Source organism: Mycobacterium sp. NGS59, assembly GCF_059812345.1.
The window spans coordinates 319,827-339,213 of sequence record NZ_JCALCN010000002.1; the positions used below are offsets into that span (position 1 = coordinate 319,827).

The 19,387-nt window shown below is 66.2% G+C and carries 18 protein-coding genes; 10 read left to right on the top strand and 8 right to left on the bottom strand.

Annotation, left to right across the window (positions count from 1 at the left end; all coding sequences use genetic code 11):
• The first annotated feature begins 16 nt into the window (after positions 1–16).
• From AC5Y46_RS04045 to AC5Y46_RS04085, 9 genes are all read left to right on the top strand, one after another.
• Positions 17–1,525, top strand: a complete 1,509-nt coding sequence (locus AC5Y46_RS04045) for an FAD-dependent oxidoreductase (protein WP_499943450.1) — start codon at positions 17–19, stop codon at positions 1,523–1,525.
• Positions 1,526–1,600: 75 nt separating this feature from the next.
• Positions 1,601–2,272, top strand: coding sequence for a TetR/AcrR family transcriptional regulator (locus AC5Y46_RS04050; RefSeq protein ID WP_499943449.1), 672 nt, complete (start codon positions 1,601–1,603; stop codon positions 2,270–2,272).
• On the top strand, positions 2,269–2,463 hold the full coding sequence (locus AC5Y46_RS04055; protein ID WP_499943448.1) for a ferredoxin: 195 nt from the start codon (positions 2,269–2,271) through the stop codon (positions 2,461–2,463). Before AC5Y46_RS04050 ends, AC5Y46_RS04055 begins: the two co-directional genes overlap by 4 nt.
• Before the next feature lie 2 nt (positions 2,464–2,465).
• Entirely contained in the window at positions 2,466–3,704 is a 1,239-nt protein-coding gene (locus AC5Y46_RS04060; protein WP_499943447.1) for a cytochrome P450, read from the top strand.
• Positions 3,705–3,733: 29 nt separating this feature from the next.
• Complete coding sequence (locus AC5Y46_RS04065; RefSeq protein WP_499943446.1) at positions 3,734–4,891, top strand: amidohydrolase family protein; 1,158 nt, start codon at positions 3,734–3,736, stop codon at positions 4,889–4,891.
• On the top strand, positions 4,888–6,114 hold the full coding sequence (locus AC5Y46_RS04070) for a M24 family metallopeptidase (RefSeq protein WP_499943445.1): 1,227 nt from the start codon (positions 4,888–4,890) through the stop codon (positions 6,112–6,114). Before AC5Y46_RS04065 ends, AC5Y46_RS04070 begins: the two co-directional genes overlap by 4 nt.
• Positions 6,104–7,222 carry a M24 family metallopeptidase gene (locus AC5Y46_RS04075; protein ID WP_499943444.1) on the top strand — a complete coding sequence of 373 codons (1,119 nt, stop codon included), beginning with the start codon at positions 6,104–6,106 and terminating at the stop codon, positions 7,220–7,222. The genes AC5Y46_RS04070 and AC5Y46_RS04075 overlap by 11 nt, the downstream gene beginning before the upstream one ends.
• A 2-nt stretch (positions 7,223–7,224) precedes the next feature.
• Positions 7,225–8,199, top strand: coding sequence for an enoyl-CoA hydratase/isomerase family protein (locus AC5Y46_RS04080; protein ID WP_499943443.1), 975 nt, complete (start codon positions 7,225–7,227; stop codon positions 8,197–8,199).
• The gene (locus tag AC5Y46_RS04085; RefSeq protein ID WP_499943442.1) at positions 8,199–10,595 is read left to right on the top strand and encodes a CaiB/BaiF CoA transferase family protein; all 2,397 of its coding nucleotides are present in this window, start codon (positions 8,199–8,201) and stop codon (positions 10,593–10,595) included. Before AC5Y46_RS04080 ends, AC5Y46_RS04085 begins: the two co-directional genes overlap by 1 nt.
• Here the strand turns inward: AC5Y46_RS04085 and AC5Y46_RS04090 are convergent.
• From AC5Y46_RS04090 to AC5Y46_RS04105, 4 genes are all read right to left on the bottom strand, one after another.
• The gene (locus AC5Y46_RS04090) at positions 10,592–11,437 is read right to left on the bottom strand and encodes an SDR family NAD(P)-dependent oxidoreductase (RefSeq protein ID WP_499943441.1); all 846 of its coding nucleotides are present in this window, start codon (positions 11,435–11,437) and stop codon (positions 10,592–10,594) included. The two genes, AC5Y46_RS04085 and AC5Y46_RS04090, sit on opposite strands and share 4 nt — an antisense overlap.
• An 11-nt stretch (positions 11,438–11,448) precedes the next feature.
• Positions 11,449–12,288 carry a mycofactocin-coupled SDR family oxidoreductase gene (locus AC5Y46_RS04095; RefSeq protein ID WP_499943440.1) on the bottom strand — a complete coding sequence of 280 codons (840 nt, stop codon included), beginning with the start codon at positions 12,286–12,288 and terminating at the stop codon, positions 11,449–11,451.
• Positions 12,289–12,317: 29 nt separating this feature from the next.
• A complete protein-coding gene (locus tag AC5Y46_RS04100) occupies positions 12,318–13,532 on the bottom strand; it encodes a cytochrome P450 (protein ID WP_499990187.1) in 1,215 nt (404 codons plus the stop codon).
• A 223-nt stretch (positions 13,533–13,755) separates the two neighbouring features.
• The gene (locus AC5Y46_RS04105; protein ID WP_499943436.1) at positions 13,756–14,409 is read right to left on the bottom strand and encodes a TetR/AcrR family transcriptional regulator; all 654 of its coding nucleotides are present in this window, start codon (positions 14,407–14,409) and stop codon (positions 13,756–13,758) included.
• Between the two features lie 212 nt (positions 14,410–14,621).
• On the opposite strand from AC5Y46_RS04105, the gene AC5Y46_RS04110 reads away from it, so the two are divergent.
• On the top strand, positions 14,622–15,797 hold the full coding sequence (locus AC5Y46_RS04110) for an acyl-CoA dehydrogenase family protein (RefSeq protein ID WP_499990188.1): 1,176 nt from the start codon (positions 14,622–14,624) through the stop codon (positions 15,795–15,797).
• Positions 15,798–15,869: 72 nt separating this feature from the next.
• On the opposite strand, the gene AC5Y46_RS04115 is transcribed toward AC5Y46_RS04110, so the two are convergent.
• Genes AC5Y46_RS04115 through AC5Y46_RS04130 form a run of 4 tightly spaced genes read right to left on the bottom strand, consistent with a single transcriptional unit; the run spans position 15,870 to position 19,386 of the window.
• Positions 15,870–16,637 carry an acyl-CoA dehydrogenase family protein gene (locus AC5Y46_RS04115; protein WP_499943670.1) on the bottom strand — a complete coding sequence of 256 codons (768 nt, stop codon included), beginning with the start codon at positions 16,635–16,637 and terminating at the stop codon, positions 15,870–15,872.
• A gap of 28 nt (positions 16,638–16,665) precedes the next feature.
• The gene (locus tag AC5Y46_RS04120; RefSeq protein WP_499943435.1) at positions 16,666–17,769 is read right to left on the bottom strand and encodes an acyl-CoA dehydrogenase family protein; all 1,104 of its coding nucleotides are present in this window, start codon (positions 17,767–17,769) and stop codon (positions 16,666–16,668) included.
• Positions 17,766–18,188, bottom strand: a complete 423-nt coding sequence (locus tag AC5Y46_RS04125; RefSeq protein WP_499943434.1) for a nuclear transport factor 2 family protein — start codon at positions 18,186–18,188, stop codon at positions 17,766–17,768. Before AC5Y46_RS04125 ends, AC5Y46_RS04120 begins: the two co-directional genes overlap by 4 nt.
• Complete coding sequence (locus tag AC5Y46_RS04130) at positions 18,172–19,386, bottom strand: metal-dependent hydrolase family protein (protein WP_499943433.1); 1,215 nt, start codon at positions 19,384–19,386, stop codon at positions 18,172–18,174. Before AC5Y46_RS04130 ends, AC5Y46_RS04125 begins: the two co-directional genes overlap by 17 nt.
• Position 19,387 lies beyond the last annotated feature (1 nt).

The window sequence follows — 19,387 nt, forward strand, 5'->3', positions numbered from 1 at the left end:
GGGTAACAAAATCTCCGTGACTTCTCTGTGGCTTGCCGATCGAATGACATCCTGGACCGCAAGCCGGCTCGATGACGGCCCGTTGTCGGCCGACGTCATCGTGGTCGGTGCCGGCATCACCGGGTTGACCACCGCCGTGCTGCTGGCGCGCGCCGGCAAAGACGTGCTGGTGCTGGAAGCCCGGACGGTGGGTGCCTGCACGACGGGGAACACGACCGCCAAGATCAGCCTGTTGCAGTCCACGCACCTGTCGAAGGTCCTGCCCCGGCACGGCCGGGACACCGCCCGCGCCTACGTGGACGGCAACCGGGAAGGCATGGAGTGGGTGCTGGAGTACTGCCGACGGCGCGGTGTCGCGATGCAGCGGGAGGACGCCTACACCTATGCCCAGTCGGCCAAGGGCGTCCCCTCGGTACGCGCCGAGTTCAAAGCGTGCCAAACGGTGGGTCTGCCGGTCACCTGGGAGGACGACGCCGGCGTGCCGTTCCCGTACCACGGTGGCGTTCGGCTGCCCGAGCAGGCGCAGTTCGATCCGATGGAGTTCTCGGACGCGCTGGTGACCGAACTGCTCGAGCACGGCGGGCGCCTGGTGGAGCGCACCCGGGTGCGCAGCGTGTCCACCCGCGGCGACGGTGTGCGACTGCGCGTCAACGATGAGTCGCGACAGGACGTCGACGTGCGCGCCGAGCAGTTGGTGCTGGCCACCGGGATGCCGATTCTGGACCGCGGCGGCTACTTCGCGCGGGTCAAGCCGCAGCGCTCCTATTGCATGGCCTACCAGGTGCCGGGCACCATCACTCGGCCGATGATGATTTCCGCCGACTCACCGACCCGCTCGGTGCGGTATGCGCCGGTCAAGGACGGCGAGTTGCTGATCGTCGGCGGTGCGGGGCACACGGTGGGCCGGGAGAAAAGCCCGACCAAGGCTTTGGAAGAACTGTCGTCATGGACCCGCCAGCATTATCCGGGCGCGAAGCAGACGCATTTCTGGTCGGCCCAGGACTACAGCCCGATCGACGAATTGCCCTATGTCGGGCCGATCTTGCCGAACTCCGAAACGATCTACATCGCAACAGGATTCAACAAGTGGGGGATGACCAACGGTCCTGCCGCGGCGCTGGCGCTGTCGAGTCGGATCCTCGGTGGCCGGATGGACTGGGCCAGCGCGTTCGCCAGCTGGAGCCGGCATGAGCTCGCCGGGTTGACGACGGCTCTGCAGGCCAACCTCGAGGTCGGCTTCAACCTGGGTAAGGGCTGGGTCACCCCGGCGACGCGGTGGCACAACCGCAGCCCCGACAGCGACGAAGGCGGTGTGGTCAGCGGTCCGCCGTGGCATCTCGAGGCCCGGTCCCGGGTCGACGGCGTCGAACACGTCGTCTCCCCGGTATGCCCGCACCTGGGCGGCATCGTCAATTGGAACGACGCCGATCGGGCCTGGGAATGCCCGCTGCACGGGTCCCGGTTCGCGCCCGACGGGACGCTGCTGGAGGGGCCGGCCACCACCGACCTGACCGCATCGAGCTGATCGACGTTCCGCGGGCGCCGATCCTTTAAATCAATCGCTTGACTTAACCGCACCGGGCGGGGTTGACTGGGCGGCATGACCACCGTCGGCCGGCCGGTGCGCAGTGACCGGGCCAGCTCCACCCAGGAGGCGATCCTGGTCGCCGCCGAGCGACTGTTCGCCGAGCACGGGGTGTTCGCGGTGTCCAACCGTCAGGTCAGCGAGGCCGCCGGGCAGGGCAACAACGCCGCCGTCGGCTACCACTTCGGCACCAAGGCCGACCTGGTGCGCGCGATCGAGCAGAAACACCGCGGGCCGGTCGAGGAGTTGCGCGAGCAGATGGTGGCCGGCCTGCCGGATTCCGCGGGGATGCGTGACTGGGTGGCCTGTCTGGTCTGCCCCCTCACCGAGCACCTGGAGGATCTGGGCAATCCCACCTGGTATGCCCGGTTCGCCGCCCAGGCCATGACCGATCCCGCCTACCACAACATCGTCGTCAAGGACGCGCTGAGCTCGTCGTCGCTGGTCCAGGTGATCGACGGCATCAACAGCTGCCTGCCGGACCTGCCGGTGGCGGTGCGGTTCGAGCGAAACATCATGGCGCGCAACCTGTTGATGCACACCTGCGCGGATCTCGAACGCGCACTCGCCGAAGGCACTTCGATGCCCCGCCCGTCCTGGCGGGCGGCCGCGACCGGTCTCATCGACGCGATCGTGGGCCTGTGGCTGGCTCCCGTGACCCCGGAAAGCGAAGCACCGAAGATATGAAAATCACTGTCGATCAAGACATCTGCGCATCGTCGGGCAATTGCGTGATGAACGCACCCGAGGTTTTCGACCAGCGCGACGAGGACGGCGTCGTCGTCCTGCTCGACCCCACTCCACCCGCCGAGCAGTTCGAGGGTGCCCGCAAAGCCGCCGCCTTCTGCCCGGCGCTGGCAATTCAGATCGAGGAGTGACCGTGTCCGACACACTCACGGATAACAGCACTGACACCGGTATTCCCGAATATCCGATGGCACGCGCCGCGGGGTGCCCGTTCGCCCCACCGCCGGATGTCATGTCGTTAGCTGACGCGAAACCACTTTCCCGGGTGCGGATCTGGGACGGCAGCACGCCCTGGCTGATCACCGGTTACGAACAGTGCCGAGAGCTCTTCTCGGATTCGCGGGTCAGCGTGGACGACCGGATACCTGGCTTTCCCCACTGGAACGAACGCATGCTGTCCACGGTGCACAAGCGACCCCGGTCGGTCTTCACCTCTGACGGCGAAGAACACACCCGCTTCCGGCGAATGTTGTCCAAGCCCTTCACCTTTCGGCGAGTGGAAGGCCTTCGCACGGCAATTCAGCAGATCACCGACGACCACATCGACAAGATGTTGGCGGGACCGCAGCCGGCCGACCTCGTCTCCGCGATCGCCCTGCCGATCCCGTCGCTGGTGATCAGTCAGTTGTTGGGGGTGCCCTACGAGGACGCCGAGATGTTCCAGGAGCACGCCAACGTCGGACTTGCTCGCTACGCGACCAGCGAGGACACCGTCAAGGGTGCGATGAGCCTGTACAAGTACCTGTCCAAACTGGTCGAGGCCAAGATGGACAACCCAGCTGAGGACGCAGTTTCCGATCTGGCCGAACGGGTCAAGGCCGGCGATCTCAGCCTCAAAGAGGCCACGCAGTTGAGTAGTGGCTTGCTGATGGCCGGCCACGAGACCACCGCCAACATGATCGGCATCGGTGTGCTTGCGCTGCTGGAAAATCCCGACCAGCTGCCGGCCATCCGGGATGCCGAAGACCCGAAGATCGTCGCCAATGCGGTGGAGGAATTGCTGCGCTACCTCAGCATCATCCAGAACGGTCAGCGCCGCGTCGCAAGCGAGGACATCCAGATCGCCGGCGAGGTCATCCGCGCCGGCGAGGGCATCATCATCGATCTGGCCCCGGCGAATTGGGACGCCGAAGCGTTCACCGAACCGGACCGGCTGTACCTGCACCGCTCGAACGCGGACCGCCATGTGGCCTTCGGCTACGGCCGGCACCAGTGCGTGGGACAACAGTTGGCGCGCGCGGAACTGCAGATCGTCTTCCGTAGCCTGTTCCAGCGAATTCCCACCATGGCGTTGGCTGTCCCGTTCGAGGAGATCCCGTTCAAACACGACCGGCTCACCTACGGCGTGCACGAACTGCCGATCACCTGGTAAGCCCTTTCACAGCCCAAGAGAGGTCAATGATGACAAGCACGCTCTACCCACCGAAAGGCTTTGGCGCACCCAAGGATCGCAAAGGCCACGCCATCGGCAGCAACGTGGGTCTGCCCGCGGGGACCGAGGTTTTCTCCGCCGACAATCACATCTCGCTGGCCGCCGATATCTTCTACGAGCGCTTCCCGGAAGACCTGAAGGACAAGGCACCCCGTATTTGGTACGAGGACGGCGCGTATCAAGTGGGTCGCAAGGGCCAGTCGTTCCTGCCCGGTGACTTCAGTGCCGTGCTAATGCAATACGACGACCTGCCCGGGGCGGCCAGCACCAACATCGAAGCGCGCATTCAGGAGTTGCGCGAAGACGGTGTCGACAAGGAACTCGCCTTCCCCAACGCGGTTCTGGCGTTGTTCCACTACCCGGACAAGAAGCTCCGTGAGATCACCTTCCGTATCTACAACGAGTACATCGCGGAGTTGCAGGAACGCTCCAACGGTCACTTCTACGGCGCCGGGTTGATCAACTGGTGGGACCCGGAGGGCACCCGCAAGACACTGGCCGAGTTGAAGTCGTTGGGACTCAAGACATTCCTCCTACCGCTGAACCCGGGCAAGGACGACGACGGAAACATCATCGACTACGGCAGCACCGCGATGAAGCCGGTGTGGGACGAGATCGAAGCCGCCGGGCTGCCGGTTACGCATCACATCGGTGAGACCCCGCCGAAAACGCCGTGCCAGTTCAACAGCGTCGTCGTCGGGATGATGATCAATATCGACGGCTTCCGGGAGCAGTTCGCGAAGTACCTCTTCTCCGGCATCCTCGACGATCATCCCAGTCTGCGGATCGGCTGGTTCGAAGGTGGAATCGCCTGGGTACCTTGGGCTTTGCAAGACGCGGAGCATCTGGTGGCGTCCTATCAGCACATGTTCAACCGGCCGCTGGAACACGACGTCCGCTACTACTGGGACACCCACATGAGCGCTTCGTTCATGGTCGACCCGCTGGGCCTGGAGCTCATCGACCGGATCGGGGTCGACAAGGTCATGTGGTCCAGTGACTACCCGCACAACGAAAGCACCTACGGCTATTCCGAGAAGTCGCTGGCCGCCGTCGTCGAAGCCGTCGGGCCGGAGCGCGCCACCCGCATCGTCAGCGGCAACATCACCGAATTCCTGGGCCTGTGACGACTTTTGCGGCCGACGGTCTGACCATCCCGGAGACCCCGGACCTGTCCCGGCTGCGCCGCGAGACGGGAGCGCGGTTGCGCACCGCGATGGCCGAACGCGGCGTCGACGCCCTGGTGCTGCTGGGCAACAACGCCGTTGTCTATGCCACCGGGACGAGTTGGCCGCTGGGCGATGCCGGAATTTCCTACGTCGAGCGCCCGGTAGCGGTGGTCCTCGTCGACGACCCGTGGCCGCACCTGTTCCTGCCGTTCCGCGAAGGTGCCGCGCACGAGTCGGAACTTCCCACCGACCACCTGCACGGACCGGTCTACCTCGAATTCGACGAGGGCGTAGCCGATTTCGCCCGCCGTCTGGCCGAGCTGATCCCGGCCGGCTCGACCGTGGCCGTCGACGAGTTGACCGGTGCGATGTCGCGTGCCCGGAAGTCGTTGTTCCCGGGGGGCGCTCCCGTCGACGCGGCCGCCGTGGTCAGCGCCGCGAAGGTGGTCAAGACCCCCGACGAACTCGCCTGCATCCGCACCGCGGTCCGGATCACCGACGAGGCGATGGTCGAGGTCCACCAGGCATTGGCCCCCGGCATCCGCCAGGTCGACCTGTCCGGCCGGTTCCTGCGCCGCGCCTTCGAACTCGGGGCGATGGCCAGCATGCTGGAACCGATCTGGCAGGTGATGCCGAACAGCAGGGCCGAGGGGGTGTGGACCACCCACGGTGACCTCGCGCTGCCGTTGCTGAGCACCGAACGCGAGCTGGCCAAGGGCGACGTGCTGTGGACCGACGTCAGCATCACCTACCAGGGCTACTGCTCGGACTTCGGACGTACCTGGATCGTCGGACAGGACCCGTCGCCGCGCCAGCAGGCCCAGTTCGACAAATGGCGACAGATCATGGACGCGGTGCTGGGCGTGGCCCGTGCCGGAGTCACCGCCGCCGACTTGGGCCGCGCCGCCATCGCGGCCAACGACGGCACCCGGCCATGGCTCCCGCACTTCTACCTGGGCCACGGCATCGGCGTCAACGCGGCCGAAATGCCCATGATCGGAACGGATCTGGGCGACGAGTTCGACGAGAACTTCGTGCTGCAATCGGGCATGGTGCTGGTGGTCGAGCCGGTGGTGTGGGAGGACGGCACCGGCGGCTACCGCAGCGAAGAGGTCCTGGTGATCACCGAGGAGGGCTCGACGATATTGACCGACTACCCCTATGACCCCTATGGCAACTGAAGTCCTGGCCGACGACCGGGCGCTGCGCCTGGGCCGTCGGGAACGCGCGCTGGTCCAGATGGCCGAGTACGACCTCGACGTGCTGGTCCTGGGCCGGCAGGCCAACGTCCGATACGTCACCGGCGCACCGCAACTGTGGGTGGCCGGCACGCGCCCGTTCGGGCCCACCTGCGTACTGGTGCGCGCCACCGGTGCCATCCACCTGCTCAGTACCTGGGACGAAGGGGTGCCCGAGGACATCCCGCACGAGAACCTGTACGGCATCTCGTGGAACCCGGTGAACACCATCGCGGCGCTGCAGCGCATCGAGGGTGCCGCCGACGCGCGCCGGGTCGGAACCGACGCGCTGTCACCGGTTTTCGCCCAGTTGCTGCCGACGGCGTTTCCGCACGCCGAGCTGGTGGACGGTGAACTCGCGATGCGCGCGGCCCGGCGCATCAAGACCGACGACGAAATCGCCGCTCTGCGCGAGTCCGTCGCGGTGGCCGACCGGGGTTTGGCCGCCGCGGTCTCCGAGCTGCGGGCCGGGGTGACCGAGCAGACGCTGGCCGGGGTGTTGCTGGAGGCGCTGGCCGCCGGCGGGGTGAGCACCCCGGCGAATCAGGATGTGGCGTGGGTGACTTCGCGTGAGCACTCCTGGCGGCGCGCCCACAGTGACGGCCGGATCCAGACCGGCGACCTGGTCGCCTTCTCGGCCGGCGTCGTGGCGCGCGGTTACATCGGCGAGGTGGGCAGGACGTGGCCGGTCGGGTCGGTACCGGGGGCAGCGGCGGTCTTCGCGCGATGGGACCGGTTGTGGGACAAGCTGATCGCGGCCTGTCGGCCGGGTACCGGTGCCGGCGAACTGCTGGCGGCCTACCAGGCGGCGGGGGAGTCGGCGCCGCCGATGCCGGTGGCGCGCGGTCTGGGCATGGGTTTCGACCCGCCGGTGATCTCCGCTCAGCTGCCGCGCACAGCCGGTGACGAGCGGCTGGAACCGGGAATGGTGTTGGCCGTCACGGGCTATGTCTGGGAACCCGGTGTCGGTGCGGTGTTCGGACGCGAAGCGGTGCTGATCACCCGCGACGGCCCGGAAGTGCTGAGCAGCAGTCCGTCCTGGCACGGTTGAACATGGCCGACAAGGCGGACCGCAAGGCCGCCAAGATCATCCGGTATGACAAAGACGTCGAGACCCGTATCGCCACCATCACCTTCGATCGGCCCGACTACCTGAACGCACCGACGATCGCTGCCCGGCGGCGCTACGCCGACCTGCTGCACCGCGCCGGTGTCGACGACGACGTGAAGGTGGTGGTGATCCGCGGCGAGGGCGCCGACCTGGGATCCGGTGCCGACCTCGAGGAGTTCATGGCAGCCAAGGAGTCGGCGGACCCGGCGGCGTTGCTCGCCGAATTCGGTATCGGGGCAGGCGAAGTCACCTACCCGCCGAAGGGGTCGTTCCGCCACGGCGGCGCCATCGGACAGTGGTATGCGAATCCGAACTCCGGTATCCGCGGGCTGCAGGACTTCAAGAAGATCAGCATCGTCGAAGCCAAAGGCTACTGCTACGGCTGGCACTTCTATCAGGCCGCCGACGCCGACCTGGTGATCGCCAGCGACGATGCGCTGTTCGGGCATCCGTCCTTCCGGTATTACGGCTGGGGACCGCGGATGTGGTGGTGGGCGCAGACCATGGGCATCCGCAAGTTCCAGGAAATGGTGTTCACTGGACGGGCTTTCACCGCCGCGGAGATGTACGACTGCAATTTCCTGAACAGTGTGGTGCCGCGCGGGCAACTCGAAGCCGAGGTCGCTAAATACGCTCTCGCGTGTGCCCGTAACCGGCCCACTGACACCGTGTTCATGCAGAAGACGTTCTTCGAGATCATGAAGCAGTTCCAGGGTGAATACCTGGGCAGTGTGCTCGGCGGGTTCTTCGAGTCGGCCGGCGGCGCTGCCCGGGCCGACACCGGCGACTTCTCCCTCGATGCGGCAATCGAGCGGGGTCTCGGCGGCGCGGTCAAAGACAATGACGACAAGTTTCCGCCCGACTGGCGGTTGAGCAAGAAGGCACGCAAGGGCCAGGGCCGAAAGAAGAAGCGGTAGTGGTCGATTCGCCGTTGACCGGTTTCACGGTGGTCGATCTGTCCACCGGTATCGCGGGCGGTTATTGCACCAAACTGCTGGCCGACGGCGGCGCCGACGTCGTCAAAATCGAACCGCCCGAGGGTGATCCGCTGCGATCCTGGTCGGCGTCGGGTGCGGACCTCGGAAAGGACGGCGCAACGGACGGCGCGTTGTTCAGCTTCCTGGCCGGGTCGAAGTCCAGCATCGTCGCCGACCCAGCGAGCACGGGCGACATCGACCTGGTCGACCGGGTGCTGGCGTCCGCGGAGGCCGTGGTCTGGTCGCCGGGATCGGCCGTGGCCGAAGCCTTTCCGCCCGAACAGATCGGGGAGCGTCATCCGCATCTGGTGGTCACTTCGATCACGCCGTTCGGCCGACGCGGCCCGTGGCGGGACCGCGCCGCCACCGAGTTCACCCTGCAGGCCTGGTCCGGGGGAATCATCGGGCTGGGCCGCGGCGTGGCCGACCGCGCGCCGGTGTTCGTCGGCGGGCAGGTCGGGGAGTACCTGGCCGGCGCCTACGCCAGCGCGGCCATCCTGGCCTCGCGCTACCAGCGCGACACCGACGGCCAACTCGTCGACCTGTCCATGCTGGAGACCCAGATCCTCGGCCTCACTTACTATCCGGTCACCTACTTCGAGATGCTGGGGCGGCCGTGGCGCGATGCGCGGCGGCCCACAGTGCCGGGTGTGGCCGCCGCGGCGGACGGTCTGGTCGACCTCGGCTGCGGGACCGCGCAACAGTGGTTCGATCTGTGTGCCATGGTCGGGCACCCGGAGTGGATCGACGAGAACTCACCGCTCACCATCACCGAGCAGGCCAATATCCATGCCGACGAGATCTACGCCTGGGTACGCAGCCAACGGGTGGACGACATCCGCGAACTCGCCACCGCCTTCCGGATCCCGAATGCACCGGTGGCCAATGGCGCCAACGTCATGTCGCTGGACCACTTCGTCGAGCGGGGCACGTTCACCCGCAATCCGCGCGATGGGTTCTTGCAGCCCGGTCATCCCTACCGGATGCGACCCGCTCAGCTTCGGCCGCCGGGACCCGCACCCCGGCTGGGTGAGCACACCGCCCGCTACCGGCAAATCGACCCGGTGGCCCGCCCGTCTCTCCGGCGCCGAGAGACGTTGCCGCTGAGTGGACTTCGCGTCCTGGACCTGACGACGTTCTGGGCGGGACCCTCCTGCACACATTTCCTGGCCATGCTCGGTGCTGAGGTGATCCACGTCGAATCCACCCGCCGGCCCGACGGCACCCGACTGATAGCCGGCATACCCGTCACCGAAGAGTTGTGGTGGGAGAAGTCACCCATCTTCGCCGCCCTCAACACCAACAAGAAGGGCATCACCCTGGACCTGCAGCACCCGCGCGGACGGGAACTGCTGCACCGTCTGATCACCGGTTGCGATGTGATCGCCGAGAACTTCACACCCCGGGTCCTCGATCAGATAGGCCTGGATTTCGCTGCGGTGCAGGCCCTTCGGGCCGACGCGGTGCTGATGCGGATGCCGGGCTTCGGCCTCGACGGACCCTGGCGCGACAACCCGGCATTCGCCTACGTCATCGAATCGGCCTCGGGCGTGAGCTGGTTGACCGGCTACCCCGATCGCACCCCGTTCGAGCCGTATTCGGTCGGCGACCCCAACGCCGGCGTGCACGCGCTCAACGCGCTGCTGCTGGCACTGGAACACCGCCGCCGCACGGGTCAAGGAGTGTTGGTCGAAGCGGCCATGGTGGATGCGGCCCTCAACATCGCCGCCGAGCAACTCATCGAATACTCCGCCTACGGCGCACTGCTGCAACGGTCGGGCAACCGGGGGCCGACCGCCGCCCCGCAGAACCTGTACCTAACCAAAGACGTCGACGAGTTCGGTCGTCTGGACAGCTGGGTGGCGATCGCGGTGGCGACCGACCAGCAATGGAACCGGCTGTGCGCGGCGCTCGAATCACCCTCGTGGGCAACCGATCCCGCGCTGGCCACCGCGGCGGGGCGACGTGAGCAGCACGACTACCTCGACAAGCAGCTGGCGCGCTGGTGTGAGACCCGCACCGGTGACGAGATCGTCGACCGGCTGTGGGAAGCCGGGGTGCCGGTGGCCAAGGTCATGCAGCCGCACCGCCAGACGGAACTGGCTCAGCTGGCCGCGCGCGACTTCTTCGAGGTCGTGGACCATCCGGTGTGCGGCCCGGCCAGGCTCAGCACCGTGCCCATGCGACTATCCGAGGGACCGCAGCGGTTTCACACCCGGCCCGCACCGCTGCTGGGACAACACAATCACGAACTGCTGACCGAGCTGGGATTGACCGACACCGAGATCGCCGACCTGGAAGCCGACGGTGTGATCGGCCGGGCGCCCGCACGCTAGTGGCGCCAGCCCTCGGCGGCCTGCTCGTCGAAGGTCCGGTCGATGCGCTCGAAGCGTCGGCGGATGGAGGCCCGGGACGCCTCGTGCGGTAGCACGTAGAGGCGGTTGGCCGCGATGGCGTCGGCGGTCAGACGGGCGAAGTTGTCGACGTTGACGGTCTCGTCCTGTGCCGGCAGCGCACCCAGGTCGTTGGCCGAGTCCGGCGACGAGTCCAGTGCCTGATCCGCCCCGCGGATCCGCTCCGAGTTGGACACCAGCTTGGTGTCGATCACCATGGGGCACAAGACCGAAACTCCGATGTCGTTGGGCGTGAGCTCGCGAGCCAGCACTTCGGCGAGAGCGACGACTCCGTACTTGGCAACTCCGTAAACTCCGAGGCCGGCGTTCGGCACCAGTCCGGCGAAGGACGCGGTGAAGGCGATGTGGCCCCCCGCCCCTTGCTCGATCAACCTCGGCAGAAATGCTTCGACGGTGTGAATGGCGCCCCACAGGTCGATGTCGATCACCAGGCGCCAGTCCTCGTGCGTCATCTGCGCGATCGGGCCGCCGATGCCGATGCCGGCGTTGCTGAACAGCACATCGACCTGCCCGAGCAATTGGAAAGACTCATCGGCCAGGTTCACGACCTCGTCCAGATGCCGGACGTCGCACACCACGCCGTGCGCCTCGAATCCTTCGCCGCGCAGCCGCGCAACGGCCTGTTCCAGACCGGTTCCGTCGATGTCGGCCAGGACAAGCTTGGCCCCGCGGCGCGCGAACTCCGTCGCGGTGGCCAAGCCGATGCCGCTGGCACCGCCGGTGACGACCGCCCCGCGGCCTTCGTAGCTAGAAATTCCGCCCATAGGGACGGACCCTATTTCAGGCAGCTACCCGCATCGACAGGCAGGGTGACACCGGTGACGTAGCGGGACTCGTCAGAGGCGAAGAACAGCACCGCGTTGCTGATGTCCACGGCATCCACCCACGGAACCGGCAGCGTGTGGAACATCTGGCAGATCGGGGCCATGTCGTCGGGACCGGGGTTCTCCAGGTCCGGCCGGAACAGCTTCCACGTGCCCTCGTTCATGATCATCCCGGTGCTGACGTGGGTGGGATGCACCGTGTTGACCCGAATCATGTGGTGTCCCAACTCGACTGCGAACGAACGCATGATGCCGACCACACCGTGCTTGGCCGCCACGTAGTTGCCGCAGTGCGGGTACGCCTTCAGTCCGCCGACCGAGCTGGTCAAAATGATCGAACCACCGTTGCCGCCCTTGATGAGATGCGGCACACCGGCTTTCACTGTCTTCCACACGCCGGACAGGTTCACGTCGATCATTTCCTGCCAGTCGTGCTCGCTGCACTGGTCCAGGGTGTCGCCGCCGTTACCGATCCCGGCGTTGGCGACGATGATGTCCAGCCGGCCCAACTCGTCGACGCCGGCATCCACCGCCGCCTTGAGTCCGTCGTAGTCCCGCACGTCCACTTCGGCGGTGAAGATCCGCCGGTTGAGACCTTTGACCAGATCGGCGGTCTCGGCCAGGTCCTCCGGGGTGGCCGCCGGGATGGGACTGGTCTCCACGACCCGCTTACAGACGTCGATGGCGATGATGTCGGCGCCTTCCTGCGCCAACCGCACCGCGTGGCTGCGTCCCTGACCAAGTGCCGCCCCGGTGACGAAGGCGACTTTGCCTTCTACACGTCCAGACATGTTTCTCTCCTTAGTTGGCTCGACCGGCCTCAGCCGAGCACGGCCGGCATGGATTCCCAACCCCGAACCGTCGACGTCGGGGAAAGTTTTGCTTCGGTGAGGTCGACCTCCCACTCGGGGAAACGCTTCAGGATCTCCTCGAGCGCGATCCGGCCTTCCAGACGCGCGAGCGCCGACCCGAGGCAGTAGTGCGTGCCGACACTGAACGTCAGGTGTTGGTGCGGCTCCCGCCGAATGTCGAAAACGTCTCCGTCAGGCGGGAATTGGCGGTGGTCGCGGTTGGCCGCTCCGATGAGCATCATCATGACGCTGCCTTCGGGCACCTTTTGGCCGTAGTACTCCACGTCCCGCGTGACGTAGCGGGCCACGTGTGGGGCCGGCGGTTCGTAGCGCAGCAATTCCTCGACGGCGGCCGGGATCAACGCCGGGTTCTCCGCCAGCGCACGGCGTTGATCCGGATGCTCGGAGAGCACCTTGCCCGCCCAGCCGATCAGCCGGGTGGTGGTCTCGTTGCCCGCACCGGATACGACCGTGATGTAGGTGAGCAGTTCGTCGCGGCGCATGCGGCGTACGACGCCGTGCTCGTCCTCGAATTCGGCGTTGAGCAGTTCGGTGGTCAAATCGGTGGAGGGGTGCTCCGCGCGCCAGTCAATGTACTGCCCGAAGAACTCGCCGCTGAGCATGGCTTCGGCCGAGAACTCCATCGGCTTGCCGGCTTCGGTACGCATCTGCGCGTTGGCGAAATCGCGTGCGGCCTCTTGATCTTCCTCGGGCACACCCAGCAGCATCCCGATCACCCGCATCGGCATCTGCGCGCCCAGATCGTTGACGAAGTCGAAACGTCCGGTACCGATCAGCGGATCCAAACTGCGGGCGCAGAATTCGCGGATCTTGGGTTCCAGGTCGTTGATCTTGCGCGGAGTGAACATGCGGGACAACAACTTGCGGTGGATGTCGTGCACCGGTGGGTCTTCGAAGATGAGCACACCCGGCGGCATCTCGATGTTGGCGCGGATGAGTTCGAGGATGGCGCCTCTAGCCGAACTGAACGTCTGATAGTCGACGAGCGCGTCGTTGACGTCGGCGAAGCGGCTCAGAGCGTAGAAGTCGTGCTGCTCGTTGTAGTAGAGCGGCACCTCCTCACGCAGCCGCCGAAACATCGGGTAGGGGTCGGCGTTGAGCTCGACGTCGTAGGGGTCGAAGTAGACATCGTTGAGTGCGCTGTTGGGTGCGCTGACTGTCACGGGTAACTGCCCTCTCGCCGGAACCGCGCCCGCTCCCCGGGGAAGCGCGGTCATGCCGCCTGTAGAACTCTGTCATCACTCACCAACGAGTGTCAACGTGGAATCCATTTTGGCTATTTACGATTCTTGGTATCAGAGAATATCATTCTCGTCCATTTAGCAACGTGCGATATTCGCTCATTGGCGAAATGGGCTCGTGGAATTCCGGCCCCGCGACGGGGAATTATTTGCCGGCGAATCCCCGTGAGCAGAAGTCCCACACCTCGTCGGCGGTGATGGGATGGGCCGTATCTTCGTCAGCGCCGCCGCTGGACTGCGCGATGAACATCACGGTCTGCATGGTCATGGCGGCGGCCCGCTTGGGATTGACGTCGGCGCGCAATTTGCCGGCCTCCGCGGCGGCTTCGGTCAACTCGGTGAGCAAAGCCAGCAGCGGTGCATGTGCTACCTTGACCTCGGTCGGATGCGTGACCAGCAAACGGGGCGCAAAGTCGGTGAACAGCGGTCGTCTGGCCATGGGGTCGGGCCGGGAGGCTTCGTAGAGCAACTCCACGGCGACCTTGAGGCGCTCCAGCGCGTCGGTGTGACTCTCGGTCGCGGCACGGATCTGGTCCGCGGAGCGGCTCAGAGCGTCCTCGAACAGGGCGAGCAGCAACTCGTGCTTGCCGTCGAACTGCAGGTAGAAGCTGCGCAACGACTGGCGCGACCGGTCGACGACCTCTTGGACGGTGAAGTCCGTGCTCCCCTTTTCGATGATGATGGCCTGCGCGGCGTCCAGGAAGCGCTGCACGCGCTGCGCCGCCCGCAATTTCGCGGTCTTGATGGAGCGTTCGACGGCGCGCTGTTTCCAGGCCGGCTCTTCACTGGGGTTTGTCACGGGCGGCTCAGATGATTGTCGCGCTGGGAGAACATGGTTGGACTGTACCGGAGAACGCCGCGCCATCGCTGTGCTCAACCTCCTCGCGGACGGTGACTAGGAGATTGTAACTTCCTCACGACGAGAATACTATTCTCTTTGACGCGTGTTTGGGAAGCAGATTTCCGAGAACAGGGGCTCGGGAGAGCTCTGGACAGCTAGGAGCGAGCGCCGTGCAGCTGAGTTTCGACGCCGACATCGAGGCATTCCGCGCCGAATTCATTGCGTTTCTGGACGAGCATCTGCCGGACGGGGCCGAGGGAATCGAGCGGCCGCTCTCGTGCTCGCACCTGCCGGAGTGGGCGGTGCGCTGGCAACGCCGAATGTTCGACCACGGCTGGCTACTACCCGGGAATCCGCCGGAATTCGGCGGCCGCAACGCCACTTTGCTGCAGCAGTACGTGTGCGCCGAGGAGTTGGCCCGGCGGCGGATCTACCGCAGCTTCAATCCCCAGGGTGTGGGGATCATCGCCGCGTCGCTGCTGTCGTTCGGCACCGACGAGCAGAAGCGGCGCTGGGCGGTGCCGATCCTGCGGGCCGAGATCACCGCCTCGCTGGGCATGAGCGAGCCCGGCGCGGGGTCGGACCTGGCGTCGCTGAAGACCAAGGCGGTGCTCGACGGAGACCATTTCGTGGTCAACGGTCAGAAGGTCTGGACTTCCGGCGCCCACCACGCCGACGTGTTGCTGACGTTCGTGCGCACCGATCCCGACGCGCCGAAACACAAGGGCATCAGTGCCCTGATGATTCCGACGGATACACCCGGCGTGGTGCGGCGACCGTTTCCGTCGGTGTGTGACCACGACGACGTCGAGTTCAACGAGGTGTTCTTCACCGATGCGCGGGTGCCGGCCGAGAATCTGGTGGGCGCCCTCAACGGCGGTTGGCGGGTGGCGACCGGTTCGCTGGGCCACGAACGCGCCATGCTGTGGATGGATTACGCCAACCTGTTGGACCAGATGACGGTCGACTACACGCCGTCCGGGGTGCTGGAACGGGATCGTTACGCGACGCTGGTGATGGATGCCCGGGCGATGCATCTGCTGGGGTCGGCGGCGACGGCCCGTGCCGCCCGCGGCGAGGAGGACGTGCCCGCCCAGTCGGTGCTCAAGCTGCTGGGATCCGAAGCCCTGCAACGCGCTTCGGAGGAGGCGTTGCACGCCACCGGCGCCGACGGCCTGGTACATCCTGCGGTCACTGCGCAGTTCGCGCCGCTGGACCTCGACGCCCACAGCGGCAGCTGGTTCGACCGGTACGCGCGCAGCTTCGCCGGCACCATCGCAGGTGGCACTTCGGAGATCCAGCGCAACATCATCGCCGAGCGGATACTGGGACTGCCGCGCAATTAGTTATCAGCCTGCGCGAGTGTGAATCTCACGACGGGCCGACGGCGTGTCACGTCGTGGGATTCACACTCGGCGTTAGAGGTGGGCCAGGCGGGGCGCCGAACCCCGCTGCCGCAGTACCGCCCCCGCCTCGCGGGTCAGTTCGCGGGAGCTGCCGAGCAGCCCGTCGAACAGCAACGCCCGCTTGACGTGACGATGCAACCGGTGTTCGGCGGTGAAGCCGATGCCACCGAGCACCTGCTGGCAATGCCGTGCTGCGGTCAGCGCCGCCTGACCGGCAGCGGCTTTGGCCAGCAGGCTGGCCAGTTCGTCGTCATGGTCCGCGGCAACCTGCAGGGTGGCCTCGGCGCCCTCGATCGCGACCAGCGTTTCGGCGAGCCGGTGCCGCACGGCCTGGAAAGAGGCGATGGGACGGCCGAACTGGACACGGTCGAGGGCGTGCTGACGGGCCAGCGCCAGCATGGCCCGGCTGGTGCCGACCAGCCACCAGCCCAGCGCCCGTCGACCCGCGGCCAGCACCGAGGGCGTCAGGGGCTCTCCGGTGGGCACCCGGTGTATCGGAATGTCGTCGTCCAAGGCTGACGTGTCCTGGTCGGTGCGTTCCCAGACCACCCAGGACCCGCCGGCGTAGGGCAGCGGCACCGGCTCGCCACCCGGCTGCCCTACGACGTCGTTCAGAACCGAGGCGTGCGCGCCGGTTTCGCCGAGCAATCCGAAGACCAAAGGTATTGCCGTGTCGGGGATCTCGTCCAGCATGTCGAGCCAGCCCAACTCTGCCAGCGCGGAGTCGAGTCGCGAACCGGAATGCGCATTCATCGCGGTCCGCAGCGAATCGGCGATCATGCGCAGTTCTTCGGGATCGGTCACACCGTCACTCCTTCCCGAGATCCAACAGCCGGCGGGCGATGATGTTGCGCTGGATCTCGGCGGTGCCGCCATAGATGGTGGCCGCGCGGGAGTACAGGTACTCGGGCCGCCACGGCGTGTCGTCGAGTTCCAGCGCGCCTGGCAGCAGGTCGTGCACGGTGTCGTAGAGCTTCTGCTCGGCGCCGGCCAGCAGCACCTTGTCGATGGAGGTGTCCGGGCCCAATCTGGCCCCGTCGGCCAGCCGGTGCTGGGTGGCGCGGGACCGGCAGCGCAGCGTATGCAACGCGAGATAGGCTGCGCCCAAAGCGGATTCGTCAGCGGCAGTCACTTCGGATATGAGTGCGTCGAAACGTGAGTACAGATAGGCGATCCGCTGCCAGAAACAGGTCGAGCGTTCATAGGGCAACAGATCCATCGCCAGGCGCCAGCCGTCTCCCGGCTTGCCGAGCATCCGGCTGGACGGGACCACCACGTCGTCGTAATAGACCTCGCAGAATTCGTCGACGCCGTGCATGGTGTGCAGCGGCCGGACGGTGATGCCCGGTGTGTCCATGTCGACGAAGAACGCGGTGATGCCGTCATGGCCGGGCGCGGTGCGGGTGAGCAGGACGCACCGGGTGGAGTACTGCGCGAAACTGGTCCAGACCTTCTGCCCGTTGACGATCCAGTTGTCCCCGTCCTGGGCGGCGCGCGTGGTCAGCGAGGCCAGATCGCTTCCCGACCCCGGTTCGGAGAACCCCTGACACCACTGCTCGCGCCCGCTGAGCAGCAACGGCACCATTTCGGCAGCGAGTTCGGTTGGCGCATAATCGATCATCGTCGGGGCGAGGACCTCCAGCATCGAGTAAGGGCCGGGCTCGGCCAACCGCCGGCCGACCACCTCCTCGCCGACGATCGCGCGCAGCAGAGCGGGCCCACCCAGCCCGCCGACTTCGACCGGCCAGCCGTAACGCATCCAACCCGCGTCGTACAGTGCCTCGCTGACTCGGGCGAATTGCCGCATATGACCCTGCAGCGAATGGTCGGGCCCAGGCGTTAGGTCATGGTCGTCGAGCCACGCGCACAAATCGGCCCGGAACTGCTCGACCGTGACGGTGCCAGAATTCACGGCGTAGGGCGACCGACGGCGTGCGGGCGCCCCGAGTCGTGCACCCCGCTACGTCGAATGAATGTCATGGCACGGGTTTTCAGCCGCCAGCCATCGGCGGTCCGCAGATAGGTGTCGCGGTAGTAACCGATGCGCATGTCGTGTGCCGAGTGCTCGATGAAGCACAGCGGCTGGGTGCCGGTTGCCGTGTCGCCATCGAGATTCTCGACCAACGAGGTGCCGGTCATGAACAGGCCCTTGGGTGCGGCGGCCACCAGTTCCGGGAACCGGTCCAGGGTGTAGGTGTCGCCGAACGCGCTGTAGGTCCCGTCCGGGGTGAAGACGCCGACGAGTCCGTCGATGTCACCCTGGGTGATGGTTACCGCGTATCGAGCCAGTAGCTGCTGGATCTCGACCAAATCGTCAGTTCTGGTTGGCATAGACCTTGCCGCCTTTCATGACAAAGCTGACGTTACGGGTAACGGTGATGTCTTCCAACGGGTTTCCCGGCACCGCGATGACGTCGGCGAGCATGCCTTCGGCCAGCCTGCCCAGGTCTTTGGAATTGATCAGATCCGCTGCCGTCACGGTAGCGGCGCGCAGCACCGCCAACGGCGGCAGGCCCCAATCCACCAGGGTGACGAGTTCGTCGGCGTTCTTGCCGTGCGGTATCGCCGGCGCGTCGGTGCCGACCGCGATCTTCACCCCGGCCTCGTAGGCGGCCTTGATCGACGTCTTGGCCTTCGGAAACATCTCGGCGGCCTTGTCCTGCAACTCTTTCGGGGCGTGCGACACGTCCATCGCCTCGGCGAGCCGACGGGTGGTCACCAGGAACCGGTCGTTGTCGACCAGCATCTGGATCGCCTCGTCGTCCATCAGGAAGCCGTGTTCGATGCAGTCGATACCGCAGGCAACGGCGTGCTTGACCGCTTCCGCTCCGTGCGTGTGCGCGGCGACGCGCAGCCCGCGCCGGTGCGCCTCGTCGACGATGGCGCGCAACTCTTCGTCCGAATAGTGTTGTGCGCCGGCCTCACCGGTCAACGACATCACGCCGCCGGAAACGCAGACTTTGATCAGCTGCGCGCCGTGCTTGATCTGGTAGCGCACCGCTTTGCGGATCTCGTCGACCCCGTTGGCGATGCCCTCCTCCACCGTCAGCTCCAGCGCGTGCGGCGCAAACGCGGCGAACATCGTCGGGTCCAGATGCCCACCCGTCGGCGTAATCGCATGTCCGGCAGGCACAATCCGTGGACCCTCGATCCAGCCCGCGTCGATCGCCTTGCCGAGTGCCACATCCAGCAGGTAGCCGCCGGTCTTGACGAACAGCCCGAGGTTGCGCACCGTGGTGAACCCGGCACGCAGCGTGCGCCGGGCGTTGCCGACCGCACGCAGCACCCGGGTCGGCGGGTCGTCTTGAACCTGAGACAGTCCCGGCCGCTCGCCGCGACCACCCATCAGCAGGTTCACCTCCATGTCCATCAGCCCCGGCAGCAGGATCTGATCCCCGAGATCTATTGTGTCGCCCTCGGGTTCACCTCCGACGCCGACGATCCGGTCACCGTCGATCCGCAGGATGCCGGGCCGGACGATATCTCCGGCGTCGACGTCGAGCAGCCCGGCGGCCTTGAGCGTCAGCACC

What these genes read in the sequence shown, in the direction of transcription:
- AC5Y46_RS04050 (WP_499943449.1), top strand. Translation starts at nt 1,601, where the DNA reads ATGACCACCGTCGGCCGGCCGGTGCGCAGTGACCGGGCCAGCTCCACC.
- AC5Y46_RS04055 (WP_499943448.1), top strand. Translation starts at nt 2,269, where the DNA reads ATGAAAATCACTGTCGATCAAGACATCTGCGCATCGTCGGGCAATTGC.
- AC5Y46_RS04065 (WP_499943446.1), top strand. Translation starts at nt 3,734, where the DNA reads ATGACAAGCACGCTCTACCCACCGAAAGGCTTTGGCGCACCCAAGGAT.
- AC5Y46_RS04075 (WP_499943444.1), top strand. Translation starts at nt 6,104, where the DNA reads ATGGCAACTGAAGTCCTGGCCGACGACCGGGCGCTGCGCCTGGGCCGT.
- AC5Y46_RS04080 (WP_499943443.1), top strand. Translation starts at nt 7,225, where the DNA reads ATGGCCGACAAGGCGGACCGCAAGGCCGCCAAGATCATCCGGTATGAC.
- AC5Y46_RS04090 (WP_499943441.1), bottom strand. Translation starts at nt 11,437, where the DNA reads ATGGGCGGAATTTCTAGCTACGAAGGCCGCGGGGCGGTCGTCACCGGC.
- AC5Y46_RS04095 (WP_499943440.1), bottom strand. Translation starts at nt 12,288, where the DNA reads ATGTCTGGACGTGTAGAAGGCAAAGTCGCCTTCGTCACCGGGGCGGCA.
- AC5Y46_RS04115 (WP_499943670.1), bottom strand. Translation starts at nt 16,637, where the DNA reads ATGATCGCCGATTCGCTGCGGACCGCGATGAATGCGCATTCCGGTTCG.
- AC5Y46_RS04125 (WP_499943434.1), bottom strand. Translation starts at nt 18,188, where the DNA reads ATGCCAACCAGAACTGACGATTTGGTCGAGATCCAGCAGCTACTGGCT.